Below are 24,602 nucleotides of genomic sequence, written 5' to 3'. Positions count from 1 at the left end.
TAGAAAGGTAAGTGCCGGCCATAGAGAATGCCTCTTTTCATTGGATATATAAAGTATATCCTACTTTGAGGCAAAAATCAAGGCATATCCATATGATTTTTAAGAAAAAACTTCCTAAAAAATAGGATATGCCTTATGAAAATTTAGGTTTAAACTAAAGAACCTTCAGACACAGATTTCGTTACACTCCCATAAGGAGAGCAGAAACTGTTAAGTATTTAAAAGTGACCTAAGGTATCGGCCATATTCTGTTTTTGCTAGTACAGTTGTTAATTTGAAGAGTTGCTCATCACTTACCCATTGATTGTTGAAAGCAATCTCCTCTGGGCTACCTATCAGTACTCCTTGTCTTTTTTGAATGGTCGCAATGTAGCCGCCGGCATCCATTAAACTGTCGTGGGTACCGGTATCGAGCCATGTAAAACCTCTATGCATGATTTCAACGGTTAATTTCCCTTGCTTGAGGTAGGTCTCATTAACTGTTGTGATCTCCAGTTCGCCCCTTGCACTGGGTTTCACTTCTTTTGCAATATCACAGACGGTATTGTCATAGAAATATAAACCGGTTACTGCATACTGAGATTTGGGTTTGATTGGTTTTTCTTCAATTGACAAGGCCTTGAAGTTTTCATCAAATTCAACCACACCGTAACGTTCCGGATCGTTGACTTGATAAGCAAAGACAGTGGCTCCATTCTCTCTGGCATTGGCGTTTGCCAGTAATTGGTTGAGATAGGCACCATGGAAAATGTTGTCGCCGAGAATTAACGCCGATGGATCATTTCCGATGAAATCCTTACCTAATATGAAGGCTTGAGCCAAGCCGTCCGGGCTAGGTTGCACACAATACTGAATATTCATTCCCCATTGAGAGCCGTCTTTCAGAAGCTCTTCAAACCGGCCGATGTCTCGGGGAGTGCTGATAACCAGAACATCTCTGATTTTTGCCTGCATCAACGTTGTGAGCGGGTAATAAATCATCGGCTTATCGTAAATGGGCAAAAGTTGCTTACTAACCGTTAAAGTCACCGGGTAAAGTCTTGTACCGGATCCACCCGCCAAAATGATGCCTTTACGACTCATGGTCACACTCCTAAATTTAGTGCCCGATTACTTCAATTAAAATTCTTTTGGCGTATACGCTCCAATCATGGATGCAACCTTCATTGAATTGAGAACGAAGTTTGTTGTTATCCAATCTTGAATTCAGAGGTCTTACAGCCGGAGTTGGATACTCAGTGCTTGGAATCGGATGAATATTTTGTGGTTTTAACGCCTGATCTATACCTAATGATTGCGTTTGAGAAACAATCCACTTGGCAAAATCACACCAACTTGTTGTCCCGTTGGGAACCAAGTTGCAAATTCCGAATAATTTGTTTTTCTCGTTTAGTGCACGCAGTGCCAGTTCTGCCGAAATATCTGCAATGAATTCTGCAGAAGTCGGTGCACCAATTTGATCTGAAACGACTTTCAGAGTTTCCTTAGTTTGGGCTAAACGGAGAATGGTCTTAATAAAATTCTTACCGTGAACCCCATACACCCAACTTGCTCTGAAGATAAAAGATTGAGGACAGTACCGGAGAATTTCATCTTCACCGGCTAATTTGGACTGACCATAAACATTCAGGGGCTTTGTGGGGGCCTTTTCATCTCGAGGTGAATTACCAGAACCGTCAAAGACATAATCTGTGCTGTAATGAACCAGAATTGCGCCGATTTGCTGACAGGCTTGAGCAATCTCTCTAACTGCGGTTGAATTAACAGCAAAAGCTTTATCTTGCTCACTTTCAGCCTTATCCACTGCGGTATAAGCTGCGGCATTAAAGACAATATCGGGATGATAGGCAATAATCTTACTTGCCACTTCTTCGGGACGATAAAGATCGCCTCCTTCGTCTTCACGCCCAAGACCTAAGACTTCACCTTTTAAGGCAAGGGAACGTTGGAGTTCCCAACCCACTTGACCGTTTTTGCCGAGGATTAAAAATTTAGGCATATCGATTACCAATTCCCATATTGCTTGGCAGTCCACTCACGGTACGCACCGCTTTGCACATTTTTAACCCACGTTTGATGAGATAAGTACCACTCAACCGTTTTGCGAATACCGGTTTCAAAACATTCCTGAGGTTTCCAACCTAATTGGGTTTGCAGCTTGGTGGAATCAATTGCATAACGGCGGTCATGTCCCGGGCGGTCTTTTACGAAAGTAATCAAATCCGCGTACGAGCCATCAGGATGGGGTTTGACTTCATCCAATATTGCACAAATAGTCTTCACAATGGTGATGTTATTGCGTTCATTGTGTCCGCCAACGTTATAGGTTTCGCCTAATTTTCCTTTTTCAAGTACACAACGAATGGCCGAGCAATGATCACCAACATATAGCCAATCTCGAATATTCAAGCCATCTCCATAAATAGGCAGGGGTTTGCGAGCCAGTGCATTTGAGATAACTAGAGGAATTAGTTTTTCAGGGAACTGATAAGGGCCGTAATTGTTTGAGCAGTTGGTTGTCAACACCGGAAAACCATAGGTGTGAAACCAGGCTCTGACAGCGTGGTCACTGGAAGCCTTGGAAGCTGAATAAGGAGAATTCGGCCGATAGGGGGTTTCTTCAGTAAAAGCCGGATCATCAAAACCTAAGCTACCGTAGACTTCATCGGTACTAACGTGAAGAAAACGGAATTGTGCTTTTTCTTCATCGGAGAGTTCATGATCATAGAACGCTTTAACGCATTCCAAAAGATTAAGCGTTCCCATGACATTGGTCTGGAAGAATAAGTCCGGACCGAAAATAGAGCGGTCAACATGACTTTCTGCGGCAAAGTGAACAATTGCTCTGGGTTTATATTGACTTAGAAGTGATGAAACCAAGTCTTTATCACAAATGTTGCCCTGTACAAAAACATGGCGGGAATCGCCTTTTAGTGAATCCAGATTTTCCAGATTCCCTGCGTACGTCAAAGCGTCTAAGTTTAAAACCGGTTCTTGATTGACTTTGAGCCAATCCAAAACAAAATTCGAACCAATAAAACCAGCACCACCAGTCACTAAAATCATGTTTTGTCCTCAAATAAGTTTTATTCAAACAACGTCGCTTGTTGAAGATAGGGGGCCAAATTGTCCTTCTCTGAAAGACAGGGTGTCTCATCTAAAGGCCATGTAATAGCAATTGTGGGGTCATCCCAGCGAATAGAGCCCTCGCATTCTTTGTGCCAATACTCATTAGTTTTATAGAAAACTTCGGCAAAATCAGAAAGGGCAACAAACCCGTGGGCAAATCCTTCCGGGATCCAGAGTTGACGTTTATTTTCTGCACTTAATTCCACTCCGACCCATTTCCCGAATGTGGGAGAGGATTTACGGATGTCCACTGCGACATCAAAAATGCGTCCATAGATACAGCGCACCAGTTTAGCCTGTGCATGAGGCGGTAATTGGAAGTGAAGACCTCTTACGACACCTTTTTTACTTCTGGAGTGATTATCTTGAACGAAAGTGATATCGGAGGCGACCTGAGAAAAATCGTTGCTGTTCCAAGATTCCATGAAAAAGCCACGATTATCTCCGAAAACCTTGGGTTCGATAATTTGTATACTTGGAATTGATGTAGTCGTAACAAGCAGAGACATAAGAGTTACCTTCAAAAATTAATCCAAAACTTGAAAAAGACTCAAGAGACTGTGATTATTTTCGTCAGTTATTCGTGGGAACTCATTCCAGGAAAGAATTTGATCAAAACAAGAATTTGGGATAACTAAAATGTTGCCTTTCTTAATTAGTGTATGACTACTTGAATAGTTAAGGGGGGGGGGTACCTATCGAGTAAAAGGTATTCTGAGAATTTCCTTTATTCAGATCAATTATAAGGTAGGGTAAATTTTGTTCTTTGGCAACATAAGTTAAAAATTTGATTGACATTTCGTCTGAGAGCCAAGAAGCAAAATGCTTAACAATCGGAAATGAGTTAGAAAACTCATGGCATGCAGGATACTGTTGCAATCTGATATTTTTATTAATTATTGGGTAATTCAGTGTTGAAGCTTTCACAAAATTTTCAAAAGAAATCAACCCGAGGGAATACAGAAATTCTGCTAGGAAAAAGCCAAAATAATCAAAGCATTCTTCTAATTTGCTTGAAATAAAATCGAGTTTTTCTTGGTATGAATTGGGAGATAAAATCCGATTCAATAACATCATAATCTGAGATTCTGATTCCGGCGGAACAAATTCGATAACACCTTTTTCCAAGTACTGGTATTCATTTTGATCAATACCGGTCTCGGAAATAATTACTTTATTAAGAGATAAACACTCAAATAAGCGGGCAGATTCGATCATACCGTCTTCTTTGGCATGCAAGTTTAATATTATTTTTGAGTTAGTTATTAATTTCTCCATGGCGTCGCCGTATGTATTGTTTGCAATGAAAATATCAGCTCCCATATTTTTGAGTGAATCAAGAATTCTTTTGCGCCTGCCATTTAAATAGCCATAAAAAAGGACGTCATGTTGAAATTCAGTTTGTTGCGTTTGTTTTAAAACTTTCGAGAAAATCGGCAAATAAAATACTTTATTGGGTGAAAAACCGTTTTGCAGTAAAAAGTTGATGTTCACAAGTGAATAGTCCAATACGGCAACAGAGTTGTCTAAGATTTTTCGATACGATGCATTCCAGGAAGACTTTATAACTGTAAGTTGCTCAAGTTGATAGACAATATATTTCGTAGGTAAAGGTCTAAAGACTTGAGGACACAGAACTATATGGAGATGATCAGAGTAGCCTTGTTTGGGTTCCTCACTCAAAATCGTCGAATTGATCCCCAGTTTTTTTAGATGAGCCTGAAATAATTTGCCGAGAAATCGGACATGTTTTGGACAAAGAATGATGATGTTGGAAGCATTGATAGACGCAAGGTCAATGCTACAACCTTTTTTTTGAGCACGATTTTTTAATAAAGAATTTAAAAAGAATCGCAAGGTAGCAGCCCCGAGACCACGGTATCCCAGATATCTTTGGATTAAGAGATTAACGTCATTATCTGGAAGGGATAATTTTTTTATTTGCTTACGAAGACTTGCCATGAGCTAAACAACCTTGTATTCATAAACACAAAGATTGTAATTACAATACAGAAACTTCGCTTAAATTGATAACTGAAAATGCAAAGAAGAATAGAAATCGGTAAGCCTCAGTCTTTTTCCAGACCGAACTATCGTCCTGATATCGATGGTATGAGGGCACTGGCAATATTATCTGTATTGATCTTTCATGCCTATCCATCGAGTTTGCCTGGAGGCTTTGTTGGAGTCGATATTTTCTTTGTGATTTCGGGTTACCTAATTTCGAGCATTATCTTTAGGGGTCTAACGCTCGGGACATTCAGTTTCTTTGATTTTTACGCCAGACGTGTCAGAAGAATTTTCCCAGCAGTTACTGTTGTTTTGCTGGGCAGTTTTGTATTGGGATATTTTTTATTGACGCCGTATGCATTGGAAGAACTGATAGAGGAGTCACCCTATGCGGCTTTTTTCCTAGAAAATTGGCGACTTTATGTTACTACCGGAGGCTACTGGGAGACTGCTACAGAGCTAAAACCCTTCATGCATTTCTGGTCTCTGGGAGTTGAAGAGCAGTACTACATTTTCTATCCGCTGATTTGTTTTTTGCTATGGAAAGTAAGCGCCAAACGGTTTTTAACCAGTCTGGTGCTCATGCTTTTAGTTTCTTTAGGCCTTTGTTTATACGATACGGCTAATGAACCAGTCCGAGCTTTTTACTCTTTGCATACTCGCTTTTGGGAACTATTAATTGGTGGCGTCTTAGCATACATTGAGTTGAAATGGCCGGAATACAAGAAAAATTGCGTAACCATAGGTGGTAACGAATTTATCAATAATGCTCTTTCAATATTAGGTCTTTCATTAATTGTTTTTGCTATATGTGTTTTTGAAGAAGGTAAGGATTTTCCTGGTTGGCGAGCTTTATTTCCAACGGTAGGTTCTGTTTTGATAATTGCTGCGGGAACAAAGGCATCTTTGAATAAGTATGTCTTTGCTAATAAGACTGCTGTTTTTATAGGCTTGATTAGTTACCCGTTGTATTTATGGCATTGGATTTTTATCTGTATAGCTAAAAATAATTTAGCGGGAGATCTGCCGGATGGAATTTTAATGATCGGATTTATTGTTGCTAGCTTTTTGATGGCATATTTGACCTATGCTTTAGTTGAACGACCTATGAGAAGTAGAAAAGCTACTTGGCAACTAATTTTGATTTTAGTTCTTGTCTTGGCGCTTATCTCACTAGGAACGAAAACTTTAATTAGGAAATCACAGACACTACAAAACATGCTTTATTCTGGTCTTCCTATAGAAGTTCAGGAAACACTGCGAGATCTTCCTCGCTCAGAAGAAAGGGATGTTGAGTGCGAAAATCTCTTTGGGCAGGGGCACTCAATATGTCGTTCTACAGTAAAGAACCCTAGGATATTGCTATTTGGTGATTCGCATAATCATATTATGTGGAAAGCCTTATATAGACAAGAAAATCTTCCTGGTTTTTACATTGTAGGTTCTGGAGGGAGTGTTATTTTTGATAGAGCTACACTAATTGGTGGAGATGGAAAACCTCAAATTGAAAGAATGGAAAGGGTTTCTCAGGTATGGGATACTTTACGTCGAAATAAAGAAATCGATACAGTTGTTTTGAGAGGTTTTTGGGTAGGGAATTTGAGATCGCAACTAATTTCTGAAAAGCATCTAAATCTATCAGGCGAAGAATTGTTGAAGCAGTTATGGCGAGATACTTTTGAGGAGTTATATTCTCTGAATAAGCATGTCATATTAGTCTTGGATAACATTGAGTTGAGTTTTAATCCCTTAACCAAATGTTCACCAATTCAAAGAATAAATTTGTCTACTAACCCAGAAGAGAAATGTTCTGTTCGTATTGAAGATATAGATCAAGACCAGATTAAAATCAGAGAATATTTAATTCAGGAAGCCGCGAGGTGGAAAAATGTTAAAGTTTTTGACTCGTGGGAAGCATTATGTAAAAACGGTTTTTGTAATATGAACATAAATGGTAAGCCAATGTATAGGGATGAAAATCACTTATCTGTATATGGGAATGCCCTTGTTTGGCAGAAACTTCAACATTATTTGAACTAGAGGTTGTTATGGGATTCTTACGAAAATTTATCAAAGTTTACTTTTGGATTATTTTTGTTTGGCCGTTTATCAAAAATAAAATAAACCGTTTTAAAGTCATGAGTCCGGTTGAAACATTAAGGCAAGTAAAAGATAATGGGATCTCTATTGTTCGACTGGGAGATGGTGAATTTAGTTATATGAGAGGAAATAAGCACGGACCTTCTTATCAGCCATATTCCGATGAATTGAAAAATAGTTTACTAAACGTTTTGCATAAGAGAGATTCTCGTTTATTAATTTCAGTCCCACGAGCTATTCAACCTGTTCACTTAAAAAGTATGACCAAAAGAGCTCAGAATCACTGGAAAGCGTTTCTTTGTATAAATTATAAGTTCCTCCTAAATCATTTAGATTCAAGTTATGTTTATGGAGACGGACTAGTTTCAAGACCATATATGGATACCAAGGATATCGATCTTTGTAATAGTGTCTTTCAAGAATTTAAACGAGTTGTTCAAGATAGAAATTTAGTAATCATTGAAGGTGAAAAAACAAGATTAGGTATTGGGAATGATCTTTTAGAATCTTCTGCTTCAATACACAGGATATTGTGCCCAGCGCAAAACTCTTTTGAAAGAATTAATGAAATTCTTAATACAGTCTTTTCGTTATATCCAACACCAAATAAAAGAGAGTTGTTTCTAATCGCTTTGGGTCCGGCTGCGAAAACAATTACATTGGAATTGGTAGCTAAAGGTCATCAGGTATTGGATATTGGTCATTTCGATATTGAATATGAGTGGTTTATAACTCGGGCAGATAAAAAAACTAAAATCCCAGGCAAGGCTGTCAGTGAGGTAAAAGAACCTCTCAAAAATAATAATCAACTGGATTTAACAAAATACACAAGCCAAATTCAGGCAAAAATTTTATAAAAATGACTCCTCAGTTTATTCACCTTCGTATGCATTCCGAATATTCCGTCACGGACAGTACCGTTCGGTTAGATTCGGCTATAAAAAAAGTTAAAGAACAGGGCGTGGGAGCCCTAGGCTTAACTGATTTAAATAATATTTTCGGTGGATTGATTTTCTATACCCACGCCCGTAAAGCCGGCCTCAAAGCATTGATGGGTTGCGATTTGGTGATTCAAAATGAGGTTGATCGAGACAAGCCTTACCGCATGGCCGTCATTTGCCAAAACCACGACGGATACAAGAATCTTTGTGAAATCCTCACTCACGCCTGGCTTAAAAATCAGTACATGGGTCGTGGCGAAACCAAGATGGAGTGGCTTTTTAAACATCACGAAGGCCTTATCTTCTTGTCCGGTGGCCCAGAAGGTCAGATTGCCCAATTGTGTTTGGCAGGGAAAAAGGACGAAGCGCTTGCATTAGCCAAGAAGATGAAGGAGGCTTGGGGTGATCGATTCTTTCTTGAATTACAGCGAGCGGGGAGAGCATCTGATGAAGCGGTCGTTCGTTATCACTTAAGTATTGCAGATGAATGCGATATTCCGGTTGTAGGTACCCATCCGATTCAATTTTTAGAACCCCAGGATTATGATGCTCACGATATTCGCGTTTGCATTGCCCGAGGGGAGGTGCTTGCCGATAAGTCTCGTCCGAAGATCTATTCGCCTGATCAGTATTTCAAGTCCCCAGAGGAAATGATCAGCCTTTTTGCGGATGTTCCCTCGGCTATTGCCAATACGGTTGAAATTGCCAAGCGGTGCAACTTAGAAGGTGTACTAAGTAAGCCGCAACTGCCGCTATTTCCGACTCCTGACGGAATGAGCCTTGACGACTATATCGATCAGCTCTCTCATGAAGGTTTGGAGCAGCGTCTTGAATTCCTGTACCCCGATAAAGAAAAAAGGGAGCAGGAACGCCCTCGCTATGAAGAGCGACTTCAGTTTGAACTCGGGATTATTAAAAAGATGGGTTTCCCGGGTTACTTCCTCATTGTGCAGGACTTTATTAACTGGTCTAAACAAAACGGCGTGGCAGTGGGGCCGGGCCGCGGATCCGGCGCGGGTTCACTGGTTGCGTATTCACTTCGCATTACGGATATGGATCCGTTGCGTTACGACTTACTTTTTGAACGTTTCTTAAATCCGGAACGTGTGTCCATGCCTGACTTTGACGTGGACTTCTGCCAGTACAACCGCCAAAGAACGATTAACTACGTGAAGTCACGCTATGGTGAAGACGCCGTGAGCCAAATTGCAACCTTCGGTACGATGGGTGCCAAAGGTGTGGTTCGCGATGTGGGTCGTGTGTTAGGAATCAGTTACAGCCTCTGTGACAAAGTATCTCGTTTGATACCTGCGCAGCCTGGTAAAAATGTGACTTTGGCAGAAGCCGTCAAAACGGTGCCGGACTTAAAGGATCTTATTGAAAAAGATGAGTCCGTTGCACAGCTTGTCGATAAAGCCTTGCCGCTTGAAGGTTTGGTGAGAAACTTGGGTATGCACGCAGGCGGCGTCTTGATTGCTCCGGGTAAACTGACAGATTTTTGTCCTTTGTACTCACAGGATGAAAATCCGGATAACGTGATCAGTCAGTTTGACAAAAAAGACGTTGAAAATGTCGGCTTGGTGAAGTTCGACTTTTTGGGTCTGACGACGCTCACCATTCTTGAATTTGCGATGCGCTTTATCCGTCAATTGGATCCGAAGACTACGTTGCGGCTTGAGGCAATTCCCATTGACGATCCGGAAACCTACAAACTTTTCCAAACGGGTAATACCAGTGCCGTGTTCCAGTTTGAAAGTGACGGCATGCGAAAACTTTTGCGCGACGCTCGTCCGGATTGCTTGGAAGATCTGATTGCATTAAATGCCCTATATCGTCCGGGGCCGATGGACCTTATTCCGGAATACATTGCCTGTAAGCATGGGGAAAAGGAAGTTCATTATCCGGATCCTCGCCTGGAGCCGGTGCTCAAAGAAACCTACGGCATCATGGTGTACCAGGAACAGGTGATGCGTGTGGCGCAAATTATCGGCGGTTACTCGCTGGGTGGCGCTGACCTTTTGCGTCGAGCCATGGGTAAAAAACAAGTCGATGAAATGAAGCGCCAGCGTGCAGTCTTCGTTAAAGGTGCCGTTGAGCGTGGCATGGCAGAAGATAAAGCCGGAGACCTCTTCGACTTGATGGAAAAGTTTGCCGGATACGGTTTCAATAAATCTCACGCCTGCGCCTATTCTTATGTGGCGTATCAAACGGCTTACCTGAAAGTCCACTATCCGGCTCCCTTTATGGCAGCCAATATGTGTTTGGTGATGGATTCGGGGGAAAAGCTTAAACACCTGATTGATGACTGTTTCGCTAATGATATTTCGGTGTTGCCGCCGGATATCAATAAGAGCGATTGGGAATTCGTGCCAACTTCCATGCATGAAATCCGATACGGCTTAGGTGGTATTAAAGGCATTCCTAAAGATGCGGCAGAAGCCATTGTGAACGAACGAAAAGCTCACGGTCCTTATAAGGATCTTTTCGATCTGGTTAGCCGCGTTGATCGTACGAACTTCTCAAAGCGTACATTGATGTCGTTTATTCAGGCCGGCGTCTTTGATAACCTTGAACCCAACCGTGCGAAATTGGCCGCCAATATTGATAACGCCATCGCATTAAGTGAAAGTGAATCGTCTAATGCCGGTCAGGAAAGCTTATTTGCGGATGTGATGGATGAGGTGCAACCTGAATATATTGATGCGAAACCCTGGAGCGCTTATAAAGAACTGATTGGCGAGCGTGATGTCATGGGCTGTGTCTTCAGAGGCCACTTCTATGGAGCTGTTCAGGAAGAAGCTTCTTTTCTGCATCCCACGCCCATTATCAATGTGAAACCTGCTCCGAAAGGTGCGAAGCGCAGAGCACCGTCTATTCAGGTAGCCGGCATTGCCTCCAATATCCGACAATCTTTTAATAAAGAGGGTCGAATTATGGGAAGCTTCCTGCTCGATGACGGAACTTCAACGATTTCAGTGACCTGCTTTGGTGATGATTGGATGCTCTATCGCAATATTGTGAAGAGCGATGAGTTGGTTTTTGTGAGAGGCAATGCCAGAGAAGATACATTCTCGCCTTCCGGAGTGAGCATTTCTGCTCGATCCATTGAAGTACCGGCGACGATTCGGGCAAAAAACGGAACGGTTTTACAGATTGAGCTCATAGACCCTAATTTTGATTTTGATCTGTTGAAAACATTCCTTGAAGAACATCGACCGGATGTCGATGATTCGGGTTGCCGCGTTTCGGTGAAAGTCATCGACAGAGGACAACAAGCTTCATTTATTCTTTCAAAGGATTGGGAGGTTTATCTTGATCAAACACTTCTGGATGATTTGGGAGAAGTTGAAGGAGTAAGATATTCGCTCATCGATCGCAATCAAAATAAGAATTAAATCAAAAGAGGACACCTATGATTGTTTTACCGGAGGATCATTCTGATCCGTTAGTGGTTGGAGTTGGCCATCATCGGGCCTGCTACATTCATCCGCAGGATCATAGTAAGTGCATTAAAGTCGTTCATAATCCCTGTGAACACGCCACTCAGGAAATTCAAAGGGAGTTGGCATATTACCGTCATCTTGACGGTTACCTGAAAGACTGGCGAGGACTCCCTAAATATTATGGGGAAGTAGAAACGAATTTAGGTACGGGTTATGTTTACGACCGCATCGTTGATTTTGATGGGAAACCTTCCGAGACGATGCAGCAGCGTTATAACGATCAGACTTTACCGTCTCTGCATACTGAGATGAAAAAACTGATTGAAGATCTGGAACGCTATGTTTGGGACAATCGAATTGTTACTATGTCGATCAAACCCTATAACGTGTTATGTCATCGATTGACACCAACGGAAGTTTTTCCTGTTATTTGTGACAATATCGGCTCTTCTTCATTTATTCCTATCGAGATATATTGCTCATGGTTTTGTCATAAGAAGCAAAAACGGCAATTTGCCCGGTTCAAACAATTGCCGTTAATACGCTCTCTTGATAATTACTGATGCAGTTGCCTTAATCGGAGTGCTTTTTCTGCATGATATTTCTTCATGAATTTGTTCCATTGCCTTTCAATTTTACGTTTACCGAAAAATGGGCAATAAATGGGTAATGGAATAAATTCGGGAGAACCGAACCCGTCCACAAAGACAAGCCGAGTGATCGATTTGTCGTGATTGAATAGCAAGACGATATTTCCGGTGCGGATGTCAGAGACAATGACATTCATTTGAATCATTTCTTGCTTCGTTTTCTCCAAGAAATCTTCTATTTTTTGAAAGTCAGTTTCTGAGGCTCGAGTGATGAATTGTCTGAGCTCAACTGCCTCTACCTGATCATTGGTTCTTAGATATTCTTGTTCTAATACTAATTGTTCGCCCTTTTTAAAGGTACCGTAGAACTTCGGAAAAAACTTAGGATATTTTCCTTTTTTTTCTAAAAAATGAAAATACCGAACCTCACGGATTGTTTGAAGACTCGTTCCTGTTTTGCTGATTTTGAAACAGGTACTGGGATTGTCAAGATTCTCGTAGCAAAAGCGCTCACTTCCCTCACCGATGAGTTTTCCAAAACGTTTTTCTTCCACTTTACAACCCCTTTCTTATAGACCTTTCTTTGATTTTTTCAGCTTTTTGTTGAGCTTCATTGATCAGTCTCTTCTCGGTTTGGAAAATCTCCTTTAAGGTTTTTTGGAAGTAAGTTTTCAGAAAGCGACAATAATCCGTTTTGGACAAACCGATATTGAGGCAGGAGTAGTAAAGACCGATTAGATCTTTATTTCTCCAACGTAGTGGAACTTGGTCTCTGAATTGCGCACGATGCAAATCAATAATGGAAAGTTTTAAATTTTCCTTTTTATTATCAAAAGGCAAATGAAGTAAGAAGTGGCAAATGTAGCAATCTCGGTGATTAATTCCTATAGAGTGCATTTTTCTAACCATTTCAGCGACGCGCTCAATCAGCATCTTTTTGACTGAAAAGGCCGGAGGATGAGACTGCCAGTCCCTACAAAAATCTTCAAGACTGATTGTTGGGGATAGGTCTTCCGTAATAATAAAAGAGGTTCTTCTTACAGGGTTGAGCCCTTTCTGGCCAAAAGCAACCCCATGCATAGTGTCCACACCAATTTTGGCTAATTCGTGAATGGCACGCCATTCACGATCAGCTCCTAAAACAGGGAGTTTGCCGGTTAAAAGATTTTTAAAAACCTCACCATAGGTTGTACCGTGATGCAACTTAAGGTAATAACTTTTCCCTTGGAAATCAAAACGCAAGGTTCGTCTTGTTTTAACGCTCCGGAGAACATTACCTGAAATTTTCTCAACTTCTTCGAAGGGGTCTTTATCTCTCCAGGCTTCAGAGAAAGGTGATTTTAAAATAATCATTGTTGGTCCAAAATGATATCCGCCGCTTTTTTTGCTAATCCGTATAAGTCTGTGCGATCAGCATAATCTTTGGCATTCTTGCTCCACTTTTTCAGAAGCACAGTATCCATTAATACATTTCTTATAGCCTGATTGTACTCATTTTGGTTAAAAGGTTCGTTTAGAACAATACCTGCTTGAGCTTTATCGGTGTACGAAGCATATCCGCATGCACCACTGACAATGATAGGTAGGCCTGAAACGATAGACTCTAAAATAACAATCCCTGCCGCCTCATGACGAGCCGGATGAAGCATCAGATCTGAACCAAGCATAAACCGAGCAATATCATCCCGGCCACCAAAAAAGTGAACCTGATCCTGAATATTTAGGCTTTGGGCTAATTGTCTCATTTTGTCAGGAGAGTCCTGACCGACAACGAAAAAGACGATTTTCTTTTTTATTTCTTCGGGCAGATTAGCGAGAGCCTTAAGTGATCGATCAACGCCTTTAAGTTCGTAATTTGAGCAAACCTGAAGAAGTAATTTCTGATCAGGTTGAATTTTGAACTCTTCTCTAAAGTTTTCTCGGGAGTTAGAGGGTTGTTTATCGTACTTTCTGTCCGGGTCAATTCCAGGAGGTAACAGATAGAAACGAGAGTCTTCTGTATCGTAGTGTTTTTGGAAATCGTTCTTACTTTTTTCCGTCAAAAGCAAAATTTTTGTATTAAGACCTTTATTAAAAACAGCTGCTTCGAATTTAATAAAGTGACGATATCGGGACGACAACTTATAGAGGAAACTACGATTTTTATTGTTTTCTGCATAGCAGACATCTCCCGCGAAATAGATATCAAGGTTGGGCATGCGGTTGAAACCGACAATTTTATCTACGGGGTGCGCTTTTAAATGATTCTGTACCCATCGGTAATACTGAATATTTTTTCCGATATTTCTTATCGAAGTGGTCGGAACTTTTATAACTTCCAAATCAGAGGGCTTATCTCCTTCCCACTGACGGGTATAAACACGAACTGCATGGCCACGGGACAAAATCTCTTTTGCGACACGCATAAAATCCCGTTGCAAGCCCCCGTAGGGGAAATATTTGTATATACAGAAAGCGATTAACACAATAGGTCCTAAATTGATTACTCCCAGTATTTTAGGCGATTATTCTTTATTTCTGATTTTTTTAAGCGGTTTTCTGAGTACGTTCTGGCGTATTTGGGACCAAATAAGTAAGGAAGAAATGTTTTGAGTGAGATATCTTCGCGTGACAGAAGAATTTTCCTAAATAACGAAAAAGCACCGTTATATCCTTGAGTTAAAGAAATTTGCATCAATTTGATTAAGGTAGTCAAGCGAGCTTTATCGAGTATTTTGTACTCTTCTGAATTTTTGTCAAAATACTGCAACATATTTCGACGGCAGGAGTAAAGTGCAAATAGTCTTTTAATTCTTGCGCTTCGGATCGCTCCGGAACGTCTTTGTCTGTAAAAGTACAACGGGGTATCAATATACAAAGTCTTAAAATTAGGATCTAGAGATCTATATAGTTTGCAACAAAAATCTTCGTCTTCATAAACCTTTTTGGTTACATCAAACCATATATTTTTCAAGATCTCTTTTTTATAGAGTCTGGTGTATACATAGCCGCCTTTGCAATATTGACAATGATATTTTTCTTCAAAAAAAAGCCTGAACAACTCGGTTTTACTTAATTGGTCAACTATTTTTAAGTTAGTTTTTTCCGCCAATGGCAGAGCAGTATCCTCATAAAATTTCATGGCACCAAAGGTAACTAAATCATAATTACGCGAAGTAATCTCTTTTATAGCTATCTGTAAAGTTTGAGGGTGCAGGATGTCGTCAGGGTCAAAGAAATAAACGTAATCTCCGGAAACGTTCTGTAGTCCCTTATTTCGAGCTGCAGAAACACCGGCATTTTTCTGGTGGATAACTGTAAATCGCTCGTCTTTCTCTGCATAATAATCAGCAATATCAGAGCTTTTATCACTAGAGCCATCATCGATGATGATCCCTCTCCAGTAGGGATAGGTTTGAGAAATTAAGCTTTCAAGGGCTTCTGAAAGATACTTCTCTATGTTAAAAACAGGAATAATAATGGATATCAAAGGATTTCTAGATTTAGACATTTTTATTTTTTCCCGTTGATAAAGAAGACACAGCCAATAACGCCCACGTTACGGTGAATATAGTTAGAACACGTCGGCAATCAAACCAATAGCAGTCTGAAAGTCCGATGGCAAGTATTGCAAAGAGTAACGCTAGTCGAACTGGATCTTTTAATGATTTAATGAATAAAAGAAGGATAGTAATCAGCCATGTTACCAATCCAAGAAGACCACCGGTACCCAAAATATTAAATAGGTCATTATGGGGATGATGCCCACTAAATGAAATAGGAGACAGTGGAAGAATTCCTGCAGCTTCAATTAACTTATACGGTCTGGGCCCCCACCCTAACCATGGAGATTCCAAGAAACCATAAAACATTACTCGCCAAACTTCTAGACGAATTCCCCAAGAGGTATTTGAATTGCCTTGTTGGAACTTTTCAATATCGGTCAGCCCTTGTTGTAACCTACCGGATAAATAGAGAATAAATAAAGCGATTGCAGTAATGGCTAACAAAATGAAAACAGTTTTAAAAGATTGTTTTCCTTTAATGATTAAAACAACCGGAATCAAGCTAAAAATAGCTAACAATCCTGTGCGAACTTCAGCTAGAACGATTGCTGCTATCCCCGAAATAAAGCTTAAAAATGAAATTGCTCTTATGCGTTGTTGAGTTACAAGTGAGACAACAAAACAAGCAGAGGATAGGATGGCAACTCCGCCAAGGACTATATTTTTATTATTAAATAAAACTTCGTTTGTAAGACCATAGAGCTGAATCTGCACACAAATGGCAACAGACAAAGCTAAATTGGTAATAGCAATCAGATAATAGACAGTATTTCTTGAGATTTTGCATATATCTGCTACCACATAGGTTAGCCCCATAAGCAATAAGGAATTTAGATAAGGGGAAAAACCTTTTGGTCCATAGATTATCGTTAGTAATAAGACACCGACTAGCCATGGGAGCCAAGGGAAAAATAAAACCTGCGCTCTCTGTAAAGTAGGTTTTAAATCGAAAGAGCGCAGATGCAGGGTAATCGTTAGGGTACAGAGAAGAAAAACGGTGTATTTATAGACACTGTATCCTTCTCCAATTAAACAAACTCCAAAAAGAGAACAAAAGCTAAACGCAAGAAAAGCGATAGTTGTTCGATTGATCGTGCAAGAAAACGACATGGTTCTCAGATCACTTGGCAATCACTTTTGTAATAGTTTGAATAACTTCTTCTTCTGTCGGCCAACGATTTTCTTCACCCAAAACGATAGCATTCGGGTTCCAGGGGCCGGTCCGTTTGGGATCAGTCACACCGACCAAAGTAATTTGACGAGCACCGACCGCAGCAGCCACATGGCTGATACCGGAATCATTAGCAATCACCAATTGTGCTTCTTTGCAAAGAGCTGCGTAAGTGCCCAAATTGGTAGGCGGCAAATGCTTTGCATCGGGGCAAGCCACTTTTGCGTCTTCAGCTTCATCTGGAGACGGAAGAACGATCGGCTCAATGCCCAACTCACGTAAAGGCTTAACCACACAATTAATATGCGTCCAGTGTTTGATCTTTCCGTGATGTACGCCTCGAGCAATCGGAGCAATCAGCGCAAACTTTTGAGGAATGCCGTATTTTTCAATCAGATTCTTCGCACCGGCCGTATGACGGGTAATAAGTTTTAACCCCAAATCTTTAGGTGGCTCAGTAAAAGCCGGCTCTTTTCCCCAGGCTTTGATAGCACCCAAAGTTGCGGCAAAGAAACGTTCTACTTCGTGGATATTCTTTTCGGGTTCAGACACCTTTTGATCAAGAAGCAGGAATCGGCCGTCTGTCGGAAAGCCTGCAGCCCGAATTCCGGCTAAACGAAATTGCAGGGCAGAACCGAAAGAATTCGGGAAAAGTAATCCGAGGGGGTTGTGAAGCTGCTGAGAAAGATAGTGAAGTCTTTGAAGATCTTCACTTACATGGCCCTCAATGGGATCAAAGCGCCAGCCCATGCCGAGCATCAAGTCTTCGGCAAAGCGCTTGCCGACCAGGTAGGGCGTAAAACCGCTTGCTTCCAATAAACGCAAAGAGGGGAGAGTCATACAGCAGTCGCCGACATGGTTCGGTAGGCGGCAAACAACAATCGGATTCATAACAGGTCCAGAATAAAAAGCTGATACAGAAAAGAAAATAATGACACATTTTACTCGAGATAGCCTCGTAAAATACAGTCAGTAAACATCAATTTTGAAAGGGAGAAATCGCTATGCAAAAACTGACTCAGATGACAGCCGCCGGCCTTTTAACTATTGCTATGTCAACGGCCATGGCCGCAGACTCGATGAACGGGACAACTTTGTCAGAAAAGGGGATGACGCTTGCCGTCAACGGTACAGCCTCCATTACTGTGCCCAACGATGAGGCCCAGATGAACTGGTCGGTTTCGGCTCAAGCCAAGACCTTGAAAGAGGCGACTGCTCAGGCTATTAAAACGATGAATTCCGGTTTTTCTCAGATTAAAGCCGTGAGCGATCAATTGAAGCTTCAGACGCAGTCAATGAATTCATATCCGGTCTACAGCGAAGTAAAGGGTAATCAGACTCCGAAAATTGTTGCCTGGCGCGTGTCCCAATCATTGGAAGTGATTTCGCCTGATATTGACCTCGTCCCTAAAGTGATTGAAAGTGTTAACGGCACATTGGCTTTGGATGGTCTCAACTTCAGAGTCTCAGACGAAGCGAAGGCCAAGTACGATGAGTCGCTCTACAAGATGGCTGTATCAGACGCTACGCAGCGTTCAGTATGGATTGCTCAATCGGTGGGAAGTGATGCCTCTAAAGTTCAACTGCAATCGTTGCGCTTTAGCGGTGCTAATTCTCCTCGCCCCATGAATATGCTGATGCGAGCATCGGCTAAAAGCATGATGGATGAGGCGATGCCTGTACCTGATATTGAAGCCGGTACGAGTGAACTCAATTTAACAGTTACCGCCGAAGTGCTGATTAAGCGCTAAAACAAACTTTGAGAATGAAGAAGGCCTGAGAATCCGACTTGGGCCTTTTTTCAAATATGTCGAAAATGTTACAGGTTTTTGCGCTCGCCTCATTTTAAGAAAATAGTGGTTAACATGAGCAAGTGGTCGGAAACATTTTGCCAATAGCGTACAATTGGCTGTTTGAATTAGTCACGGAGATCAAACTCATGAATCAAAAGTACCCACACCCCTTTTTGGCACGCGAAGGCTGGCCTTTCATCGGCGGTACTTTTCTTTTAGCTCTTTTGTGGACGGCTTTTGCCGGTTTCGGATTCATTGCTGCCGTGCTTTGGATCCTCTTTCTCATTGTCACGCAGTTTTTCAGAGATCCTCCGCGCACGGTTCCGTCCATGCCTGAAGCGGTTCTCTCGCCTGCAGACGGCCAGGTTGTGAAGGTCGAAAAGACCATTGATCCCTTTACGAATGAAGAAGCAATTTTGATCAGCGTCTTCATGAATCTCTTTAACGTTCACTGCCAGCGTTTTCCGGTCAACGGAACGGTGGAAGATGTTCAGTACTATCCCGGCAAATTCTTAAATGCAGATCTTGATAAAGCCAGTACTGAAAATGAACGCAATGCCGTGATTGTCCGCGTTAACGACGGCAACCGCATTACGGTTGTCCAAGTGGCAGGACTGGTTGCTCGCCGTATTCTTTGCTACATCCAAAAAGGCGATGAGTTAAAGAAGGGTGAGCGCTACGGCTTTATTCGTTTCGGCAGCCGCTTGGACGTCTATTTGCCCACGGATGCAACGCCTTGTGTCACCATTGGTGAAAAGGTACTCGGCACCGAAACCATTTTGGCTAAATTGGCTCCTAAAGCCGAGTAATCGAAACAGGAAACAAAGGTTTTATCATGCGAAAGATTCGTCGTTCTCCTCGCGCCAATATTAAAGAACGCATTCAAGAGGCCCGTGCCCGCAGTATCTACTTATTGCCCAACTCCTTTACGATGGGTTCAATGATCTGCGCTTTCTGGGGCGTGACCCAAGCCATGGCAGGTGACTTCGGTATTGCTGCTGCAACCATTTTCCTTTCTATGCTCTTAGATGGTATGGACGGTCGTGTAGCACGCTTTACGCACACGCAAAGCAGTTTTGGTGAGCAGTTTGACTCCATTGCCGACATGACCGCTTTCGGTGTTTGCCCGGCTCTCATTGCCTATGAGTTTGCCCTCAAAGATTTGGGTGGTCTCGGTTGGGCTGCAGCTTTTATTTTCTGCGCAGGTGCCGGTGTCCGTTTGGCTCGCTTTAATGCCAACATCGGTTTTATTGACAAGGGCTTTTTCCAAGGCTTGGCCAGCCCTGCCGGTGCCGCTTTGGTGATGGGCTTTGTGTGGCTTGCCTGCACAAACCGTGTGACCCCTGAATTGGCTCAGTATATTCCCCAAATCACGGCAGTGCTTTGCATCTATGCCGGTGTGACGATGGTTTCGAACGCTCCGTTCTTTAGCGGTAAGAATATGGGTTTTGTTCGCACGATTCCGTTCTGGGTTGTGTTGGTGGCGGCACTTGCTTTTATCTTTTTCTCCACCAATCCTGCGCTCTCTGCGTTTATCCTCTTCTGCTGCTATGCAGTAAGCGGCTACATTTATCAGTTCTATCTCTTCATTCGCGGTCTGCCCAATCCTGTGCGACCGGTTAGAGATAACTAATACCGTTTTCTTGAAAACCAAAAAGGGGCCTGCAAGCCCCTCTCTAGTTTTTGATTGTTTATTCCTGCTGATTTTTGTATTGGTAAACCTTTTGAATTAACGGTAAGCCATCAAATCGAGCAAATAATTTCTTTTGTTTTCTGTGACACAACCACGGACAATATTGTGCAACAGGAATCCGAGTGGTGACCCCCATACTGTCACAGATGACCGGGATGATTTCCGTTTCGCTTACCCGATGGCATAAAACATTATGCGGTCTAAGCGCAGTGGTGATAATGCGGTTATCCCACATATATTTTTTTAGTTTAGAAATGATTTCATCGAGCTCTTTCCAGTTGTCTTTAAGCTCTTCAATTTTGTAGCGCTCGGAAATTGTCTGAGAAGGTTTACCGTCAAAGTCTACAATCCGATCGTATACGTAACCGGTTCCTAAATTGGTTTCAACGGTACCGTAATATCTTGTGATACCCGACCAATCGGTCAAATAGCTGTTGAGAAAACGGTAATAAGACAACTCTCTTTTAATTTCTTTTAGAGCTGTCCCTGAAGAGTTGTAGATAACCTTAATGCACTTGGCAGGATCTTCCGGGTGAATGTAGCAAGCGCGATGTGCGCCGACACCGATGACAGATTTGTCAGAATGATCAGTAGATAATTGGAACATTTTTCTGCATTTAAATTTTGTTATGCCGCTATGCTACCCGATTACATGTTGCGTTTCCACTTTAAAAGATGAGGATGCAATAATCTAATCTTGAGGGAGCAAATTAATTCGTACTGTGTTGTAAAGGTGATGCTGAAAAACATCGGAGTATCTCAGGGAAATTTGGTGTAAAGTTTTGCCTGCTGAAATTTTTTAATGTTCTCTAAACCCTGAGTTTGGTTTTGATTCTCTAAGGACTTAAACATGTCTTTTTTGTTTGCCCCGGCTCCTCAGGCAGTTCTTCCTATTGAGGGCGAATTCAATTTGTATTTTCCGATTCATCGCATTTATGGTGTGGCTCGTAACTACGCAGCGGTTAATGCAGCGTTGGGTGAGAAAACGCCGCCCAGCCTCTTTTTAAAGCCAGCGGATGCCGCGGTTTACGTTTCACCTGAAAAGACTTTGGAATTGGATTTCCCGCAGGCAACAGAAGATCTGCAACACGAAATTGAACTCGTGGTTGCTATCGGGAAAGCAGGGCGCAACATCGCTGTTGAAGACGCCATGGACTATGTCTGGGGCTACGCGGCAGGCCTTGATCTCACACGCCGGGATTTACAACGCGCAAGTAGTGCCAAAGGGCAGCCGTGGGATACCGCTAAGGCATTTGATGAGTCGGCTCCGATGACAGCCGTTAAACCCGCCTCACGTACGCCTGATAATGAACCGATGAAGGTTTGGCTTTATGTCAACAACGAAAAGCGCCAGGAAGGGACGACATCAGAAATGATTCTGAATGTCCCCGAAATCATCAGCTACATTTCAACGCTTTATGAACTCAAGCCCGGTGACTTAATTATGACGGGGACGCCAGCCGGCATCGGGACAATCCATCCGGGAGACGTTTTGGAAGGAGGCGTGCAGGGCGTGGGTGTTCTTAAAGTGAAATTTAAGGAGAAGTGAGATGGCGATTACCGCTCAAGAAGGCAAAAAGATGTTAGACGAGTTGGGCGATAAGGTTTTGCTTTTGGATGTTCGTCATGCTCATGAATATAACTGGGGACACATTCCCGGTGCAGTGCTTTTGGATAACGATGATATTGAAGAGGGCGTTAAGCCTGAATCGTTGCCTGATGATTTGGATCATCCCATCATCATTTATTGCCGATCTGGCGTCAGAAGCCACTATGCCATGCTCAAACTTCAGGCAGCAGGCTACACACATGTGTACGACATGGGCGGGATTATTGATTGGCCTTATGAAGTAGTGCGTTGATATAGAATCAATAAAGATTGGTTATTGTGGAAATGGACATGTCTAAGCAAAATATTCCGGTTTTTGTCTGTAGCGATGAAAACTACGCCCCTTTTGTTGCAATTACGGCACTTTCGATTTGTTCAAACACTTCGGAAAAAATAGATCTTTATGTTATTGATTGTGGGATCAAGGATGGAACTAAGAATAAGGTTGAGCAGATTACTCAAATTTGTAGCAACCTGAACATACATTGGTTAGCTTTATCATTAGAGGAATATTTTTCAGATTTTATTGCTCTTGGCCATATATCCAAAGCTGCTTATGGTCGCTTTCTCATCCCTCACTTGAAAACCGACCTCAAGAAGGTTATTTATTCCGATATAGATGTAATTTATTGTGGAGATATCTCAGAACTTTATCGTCAGGATTTAAATGGTATGGCCTTGGGAGCTGTCCCTGGGCTAGATCGAAAGTCGACATCAAAAGTAGCTGCAAGTCTTAAACGTTTAGGATTGTCTCAAAATCATATTTATTTTGAATCTGGATTGTTATTAATTGATTCTGACCAGTGGCGGGCTAAGGGGATAACAAACAAGCTTTTTGAAACTGAAAAAAAGATAAGAGATAGACTGCTGTACGTTGACCAGGATATTTTAAATTATTATTTTGAGTGTAATTACTGTCCTTTAAACGAAAAATTTAGTGTTACGTCGCCCAGGGCAAAGAAGTTTATAGATTGGAGGGGAAGACTTGAAGATTGTACGATGCGTCATTTTGAAGGTCCGAGGAAACCTTGGTTAGTTCATCCCCTTTGGCCAGAAAGATTTAAGTCAAATAATATTGGGAAAAATTTATTCTGGCACTATGCTCGGATGACTCCCTTTTACCAAGAATTGATTCAACGATTTCCTATTTACGCTAAATTAGTGAATTGGGGTATTCTGAAGTAGCAAACAAAAACGGGACTGATTCAAAACCAGTCCCGTTCGCTTCTCAGAAACTTGAGAATTAGGCCATTGCCTTGATAGCAGCAGCCAAGCGGCTCTTATGACGAGCAGCGGCGTTCTTGTGCAAAACGCTCTTACCGGCCATCGTGTCGATAACCTTTTGAGCCTTCACAAAAGCTTCAGCGGCGGCGGTCTTGTCGCCGGCAACGATCAACTTACGTACGGCCTTGATGGCGGTACGATATTGAGAGCGTTGAGCAGAAAGGTGCTGGTTGCGCGCAACAGCTTGACGGGCGCGCTTACGAGCTTGTTTGGTATTAGCCATTGTTAGTTCCTTGCCTTATATAAAAAAGTTACGGCTGTTAATTACAGCCGCTTTCAAAGGCATTTAGCATTGAAAATACGCTTACAGCACAAAGTCGGAAGCGGCTGGTGAATCAGTTCATTCCAACGGATTTTTGCGGTTCTTTCGGGCATGCGAACACGTCCACGAAGAACACTCCCTTGGAAAAGTCCCTGATTTTACCAAAATCTTTTAAAGCTCTCAAGCTTTTTTCTGTTCTGTTGATCAACAAAGATGGGTTCAGAAGAGTTTTTCTATTGAACAAAAAAGCGCTTTGGTTAATACTGTCCAGGTTAAAATAAACAAAAAAAATTGATTATTTTTGGGAGAACTTCTGATGCTGGTTTCTTTCGGGACAAGAAATTATCGTTGTATCCGACAGTTGAGGGCGGATTTAACTTTTGCTGAAGGCAAGGCTCCTAATGGCTACAAGGAATTCACCTTTTACCGACAGTTCCTTATATCCTCGGCATTCATGCCGAGGATATAAGGAACGCCAATGACAATTGGCTATTATTTTAAAAGAAAATCGACTCTAAAACTTTGTAAAATATCGGCCTATGTTGTTCCGCCAAGGTTTTCTCTTTAAGCTTAAGCCCAACGGCCGTCAGGCACGATTAATGTCGCGCTTTGCCGGCTGCTGCCGCTTTGTTTATAACAAGGGCTTAAGCTGGGCAAAAGAACAATACGAGAAGAAAACCGGTCAGCATCCCTCCTACAAAAATCTTTCTGCTTTATTGCCTGATTGGAAAAAAAATCCTGACATGCTGTGGCTCTCAGAGTGCTACTCACAGTGCCTTCAGCAATCCATGAAAGATCTCGCCCGGGCTTATTCAAACTTCTTTTCAGGTCGTGCAGATTTTCCTGTCTTTCACCGTAAGTTCGGATCATCAGATGGATTCCGTTATCCGCAGGGATTTAAAATCGATGAAACAGGTAAACAAATCTATTTGCCCGGTATCGGTTTTGTGAAGTACAGACGAAGTCAATATATCGAAGGGAAAGCAAAAAATATCACCGTCGTTCGAAAAGCCGACGGTTGGTATGTCTCCA

General features: G+C 41.9%; 24 protein-coding genes. 11 read left to right on the top strand and 13 right to left on the bottom strand.

What is annotated here, in order from left to right; translation table 11 throughout:
- Window positions 1–210 precede the first annotated feature (210 nt).
- From rfbA to H5985_RS08460, 5 genes are all read right to left on the bottom strand, one after another.
- On the bottom strand, window positions 211–1,083 hold the full coding sequence (rfbA, locus tag H5985_RS08480) for a glucose-1-phosphate thymidylyltransferase RfbA (RefSeq protein WP_205050886.1): 873 nt from the start codon (window positions 1,081–1,083) through the stop codon (window positions 211–213).
- A 16-nt stretch (window positions 1,084–1,099) separates the two neighbouring features.
- On the bottom strand, window positions 1,100–1,999 hold the full coding sequence (rfbD, locus tag H5985_RS08475) for a dTDP-4-dehydrorhamnose reductase (protein ID WP_205050885.1): 900 nt from the start codon (window positions 1,997–1,999) through the stop codon (window positions 1,100–1,102).
- A gap of 5 nt (window positions 2,000–2,004) precedes the next feature.
- Window positions 2,005–3,066, bottom strand: coding sequence for a dTDP-glucose 4,6-dehydratase (gene rfbB / locus H5985_RS08470; protein ID WP_205050884.1), 1,062 nt, complete (start codon window positions 3,064–3,066; stop codon window positions 2,005–2,007).
- A gap of 20 nt (window positions 3,067–3,086) precedes the next feature.
- The gene (rfbC, locus tag H5985_RS08465) at window positions 3,087–3,638 is read right to left on the bottom strand and encodes a dTDP-4-dehydrorhamnose 3,5-epimerase (RefSeq protein ID WP_205050883.1); all 552 of its coding nucleotides are present in this window, start codon (window positions 3,636–3,638) and stop codon (window positions 3,087–3,089) included.
- A gap of 169 nt (window positions 3,639–3,807) precedes the next feature.
- On the bottom strand, window positions 3,808–5,091 hold the full coding sequence (locus H5985_RS08460) for a CgeB family protein (protein WP_205050882.1): 1,284 nt from the start codon (window positions 5,089–5,091) through the stop codon (window positions 3,808–3,810).
- 78 nt (window positions 5,092–5,169) lie between these two features.
- Between H5985_RS08460 and H5985_RS08455 the strand changes: the two genes are divergently transcribed.
- Genes H5985_RS08455 through yrbL (H5985_RS08440) form a run of 4 tightly spaced genes read left to right on the top strand, consistent with a single transcriptional unit; the run spans window position 5,170 to window position 12,186 of the window.
- Window positions 5,170–7,179 carry an acyltransferase family protein gene (locus tag H5985_RS08455; RefSeq protein WP_205050881.1) on the top strand — a complete coding sequence of 670 codons (2,010 nt, stop codon included), beginning with the start codon at window positions 5,170–5,172 and terminating at the stop codon, window positions 7,177–7,179.
- Window positions 7,149–8,096 (top strand): GT-D fold domain-containing glycosyltransferase, encoded by a 948-nt coding sequence (locus H5985_RS08450; RefSeq protein WP_205050880.1) that lies wholly within the window; start codon window positions 7,149–7,151, stop codon window positions 8,094–8,096. Before H5985_RS08455 ends, H5985_RS08450 begins: the two co-directional genes overlap by 31 nt.
- Before the next feature lie 2 nt (window positions 8,097–8,098).
- Window positions 8,099–11,575 (top strand): DNA polymerase III subunit alpha, encoded by a 3,477-nt coding sequence (gene dnaE, locus H5985_RS08445; RefSeq protein ID WP_205050879.1) that lies wholly within the window; start codon window positions 8,099–8,101, stop codon window positions 11,573–11,575.
- A gap of 17 nt (window positions 11,576–11,592) precedes the next feature.
- On the top strand, window positions 11,593–12,186 hold the full coding sequence (yrbL, locus tag H5985_RS08440; protein WP_205050878.1) for a PhoP regulatory network protein YrbL: 594 nt from the start codon (window positions 11,593–11,595) through the stop codon (window positions 12,184–12,186).
- On the opposite strand, the gene H5985_RS08435 is transcribed toward yrbL (H5985_RS08440), so the two are convergent.
- From H5985_RS08435 to H5985_RS08410, 6 genes are read right to left on the bottom strand one after another with little or no spacing between them, the layout of a single operon-like run.
- The gene (locus H5985_RS08435; RefSeq protein WP_205050877.1) at window positions 12,180–12,767 is read right to left on the bottom strand and encodes a YrbL family protein; all 588 of its coding nucleotides are present in this window, start codon (window positions 12,765–12,767) and stop codon (window positions 12,180–12,182) included. The genes yrbL (H5985_RS08440) and H5985_RS08435 overlap by 7 nt on opposite strands.
- 1 nt (window position 12,768) lies before the next feature.
- Window positions 12,769–13,566 carry a lipopolysaccharide core heptose(I) kinase RfaP gene (gene rfaP / locus H5985_RS08430; protein ID WP_205050876.1) on the bottom strand — a complete coding sequence of 266 codons (798 nt, stop codon included), beginning with the start codon at window positions 13,564–13,566 and terminating at the stop codon, window positions 12,769–12,771.
- Window positions 13,563–14,678: a glycosyltransferase gene (locus H5985_RS08425; RefSeq protein ID WP_205050875.1), complete on the bottom strand. Its 1,116-nt coding sequence runs from the start codon at window positions 14,676–14,678 to the stop codon at window positions 13,563–13,565. The genes rfaP and H5985_RS08425 overlap by 4 nt, the downstream gene beginning before the upstream one ends.
- 17 nt (window positions 14,679–14,695) lie before the next feature.
- Window positions 14,696–15,703, bottom strand: a complete 1,008-nt coding sequence (locus H5985_RS08420; protein ID WP_205050874.1) for a glycosyltransferase family 2 protein — start codon at window positions 15,701–15,703, stop codon at window positions 14,696–14,698.
- Entirely contained in the window at window positions 15,696–16,868 is a 1,173-nt protein-coding gene (locus tag H5985_RS08415; protein WP_205050873.1) for an O-antigen ligase family protein, read from the bottom strand. Before H5985_RS08415 ends, H5985_RS08420 begins: the two co-directional genes overlap by 8 nt.
- A 10-nt stretch (window positions 16,869–16,878) precedes the next feature.
- Window positions 16,879–17,820, bottom strand: coding sequence for a glycosyltransferase family 9 protein (locus H5985_RS08410; RefSeq protein WP_205050872.1), 942 nt, complete (start codon window positions 17,818–17,820; stop codon window positions 16,879–16,881).
- Window positions 17,821–17,933: 113 nt separating this feature from the next.
- Between H5985_RS08410 and H5985_RS08405 the strand changes: the two genes are divergently transcribed.
- The 3 genes from H5985_RS08405 to H5985_RS08395 all read left to right on the top strand — a co-directional run bounded on the left by H5985_RS08405 (window position 17,934) and on the right by H5985_RS08395 (window position 20,355).
- Complete coding sequence (locus H5985_RS08405) at window positions 17,934–18,680, top strand: SIMPL domain-containing protein (RefSeq protein ID WP_205050871.1); 747 nt, start codon at window positions 17,934–17,936, stop codon at window positions 18,678–18,680.
- A gap of 188 nt (window positions 18,681–18,868) precedes the next feature.
- The gene (locus H5985_RS08400) at window positions 18,869–19,531 is read left to right on the top strand and encodes a phosphatidylserine decarboxylase (RefSeq protein ID WP_205050870.1); all 663 of its coding nucleotides are present in this window, start codon (window positions 18,869–18,871) and stop codon (window positions 19,529–19,531) included.
- 26 nt (window positions 19,532–19,557) lie between these two features.
- On the top strand, window positions 19,558–20,355 hold the full coding sequence (locus H5985_RS08395; protein WP_239481738.1) for a CDP-alcohol phosphatidyltransferase family protein: 798 nt from the start codon (window positions 19,558–19,560) through the stop codon (window positions 20,353–20,355).
- A 58-nt stretch (window positions 20,356–20,413) separates the two neighbouring features.
- On the opposite strand, the gene yrbL (H5985_RS08390) is transcribed toward H5985_RS08395, so the two are convergent.
- The gene (yrbL, locus tag H5985_RS08390; RefSeq protein WP_205050869.1) at window positions 20,414–21,022 is read right to left on the bottom strand and encodes a PhoP regulatory network protein YrbL; all 609 of its coding nucleotides are present in this window, start codon (window positions 21,020–21,022) and stop codon (window positions 20,414–20,416) included.
- Between the two features lie 243 nt (window positions 21,023–21,265).
- Here yrbL (H5985_RS08390) and H5985_RS08385 point away from each other — a divergent pair, with 243 nt between their 5' ends.
- From H5985_RS08385 to H5985_RS08375, 3 genes are read left to right on the top strand one after another with little or no spacing between them, the layout of a single operon-like run.
- On the top strand, window positions 21,266–21,964 hold the full coding sequence (locus H5985_RS08385; RefSeq protein ID WP_205050868.1) for a fumarylacetoacetate hydrolase family protein: 699 nt from the start codon (window positions 21,266–21,268) through the stop codon (window positions 21,962–21,964).
- Window position 21,965: 1 nt separating this feature from the next.
- A complete protein-coding gene (locus H5985_RS08380) occupies window positions 21,966–22,277 on the top strand; it encodes a rhodanese-like domain-containing protein (protein WP_205050867.1) in 312 nt (103 codons plus the stop codon).
- A 38-nt stretch (window positions 22,278–22,315) separates the two neighbouring features.
- Complete coding sequence (locus tag H5985_RS08375; protein WP_205050866.1) at window positions 22,316–23,209, top strand: glycosyltransferase family 8 protein; 894 nt, start codon at window positions 22,316–22,318, stop codon at window positions 23,207–23,209.
- Window positions 23,210–23,267: 58 nt separating this feature from the next.
- Here H5985_RS08375 and rpsT read toward each other — a convergent pair whose 3' ends face one another.
- The gene (gene rpsT, locus H5985_RS08370; protein ID WP_205050865.1) at window positions 23,268–23,531 is read right to left on the bottom strand and encodes a 30S ribosomal protein S20; all 264 of its coding nucleotides are present in this window, start codon (window positions 23,529–23,531) and stop codon (window positions 23,268–23,270) included.
- A 578-nt stretch (window positions 23,532–24,109) separates the two neighbouring features.
- Here rpsT and H5985_RS08365 point away from each other — a divergent pair.
- Window positions 24,110–24,602 (top strand): RNA-guided endonuclease InsQ/TnpB family protein (locus tag H5985_RS08365; RefSeq protein WP_205050864.1); only part of this gene is annotated, 493 nt, incomplete at its 3' end.

Origin of the sequence: Parasutterella secunda (genome assembly GCF_016901835.1) — a bacterium.
GTDB lineage: Bacteria > Pseudomonadota > Gammaproteobacteria > Burkholderiales > Burkholderiaceae_F > Aphodousia > Aphodousia faecavium.
The sequence above is the reverse complement of the archived record's forward strand: the minus strand, read 5'-3'. Positions and strand labels throughout refer to the sequence as shown.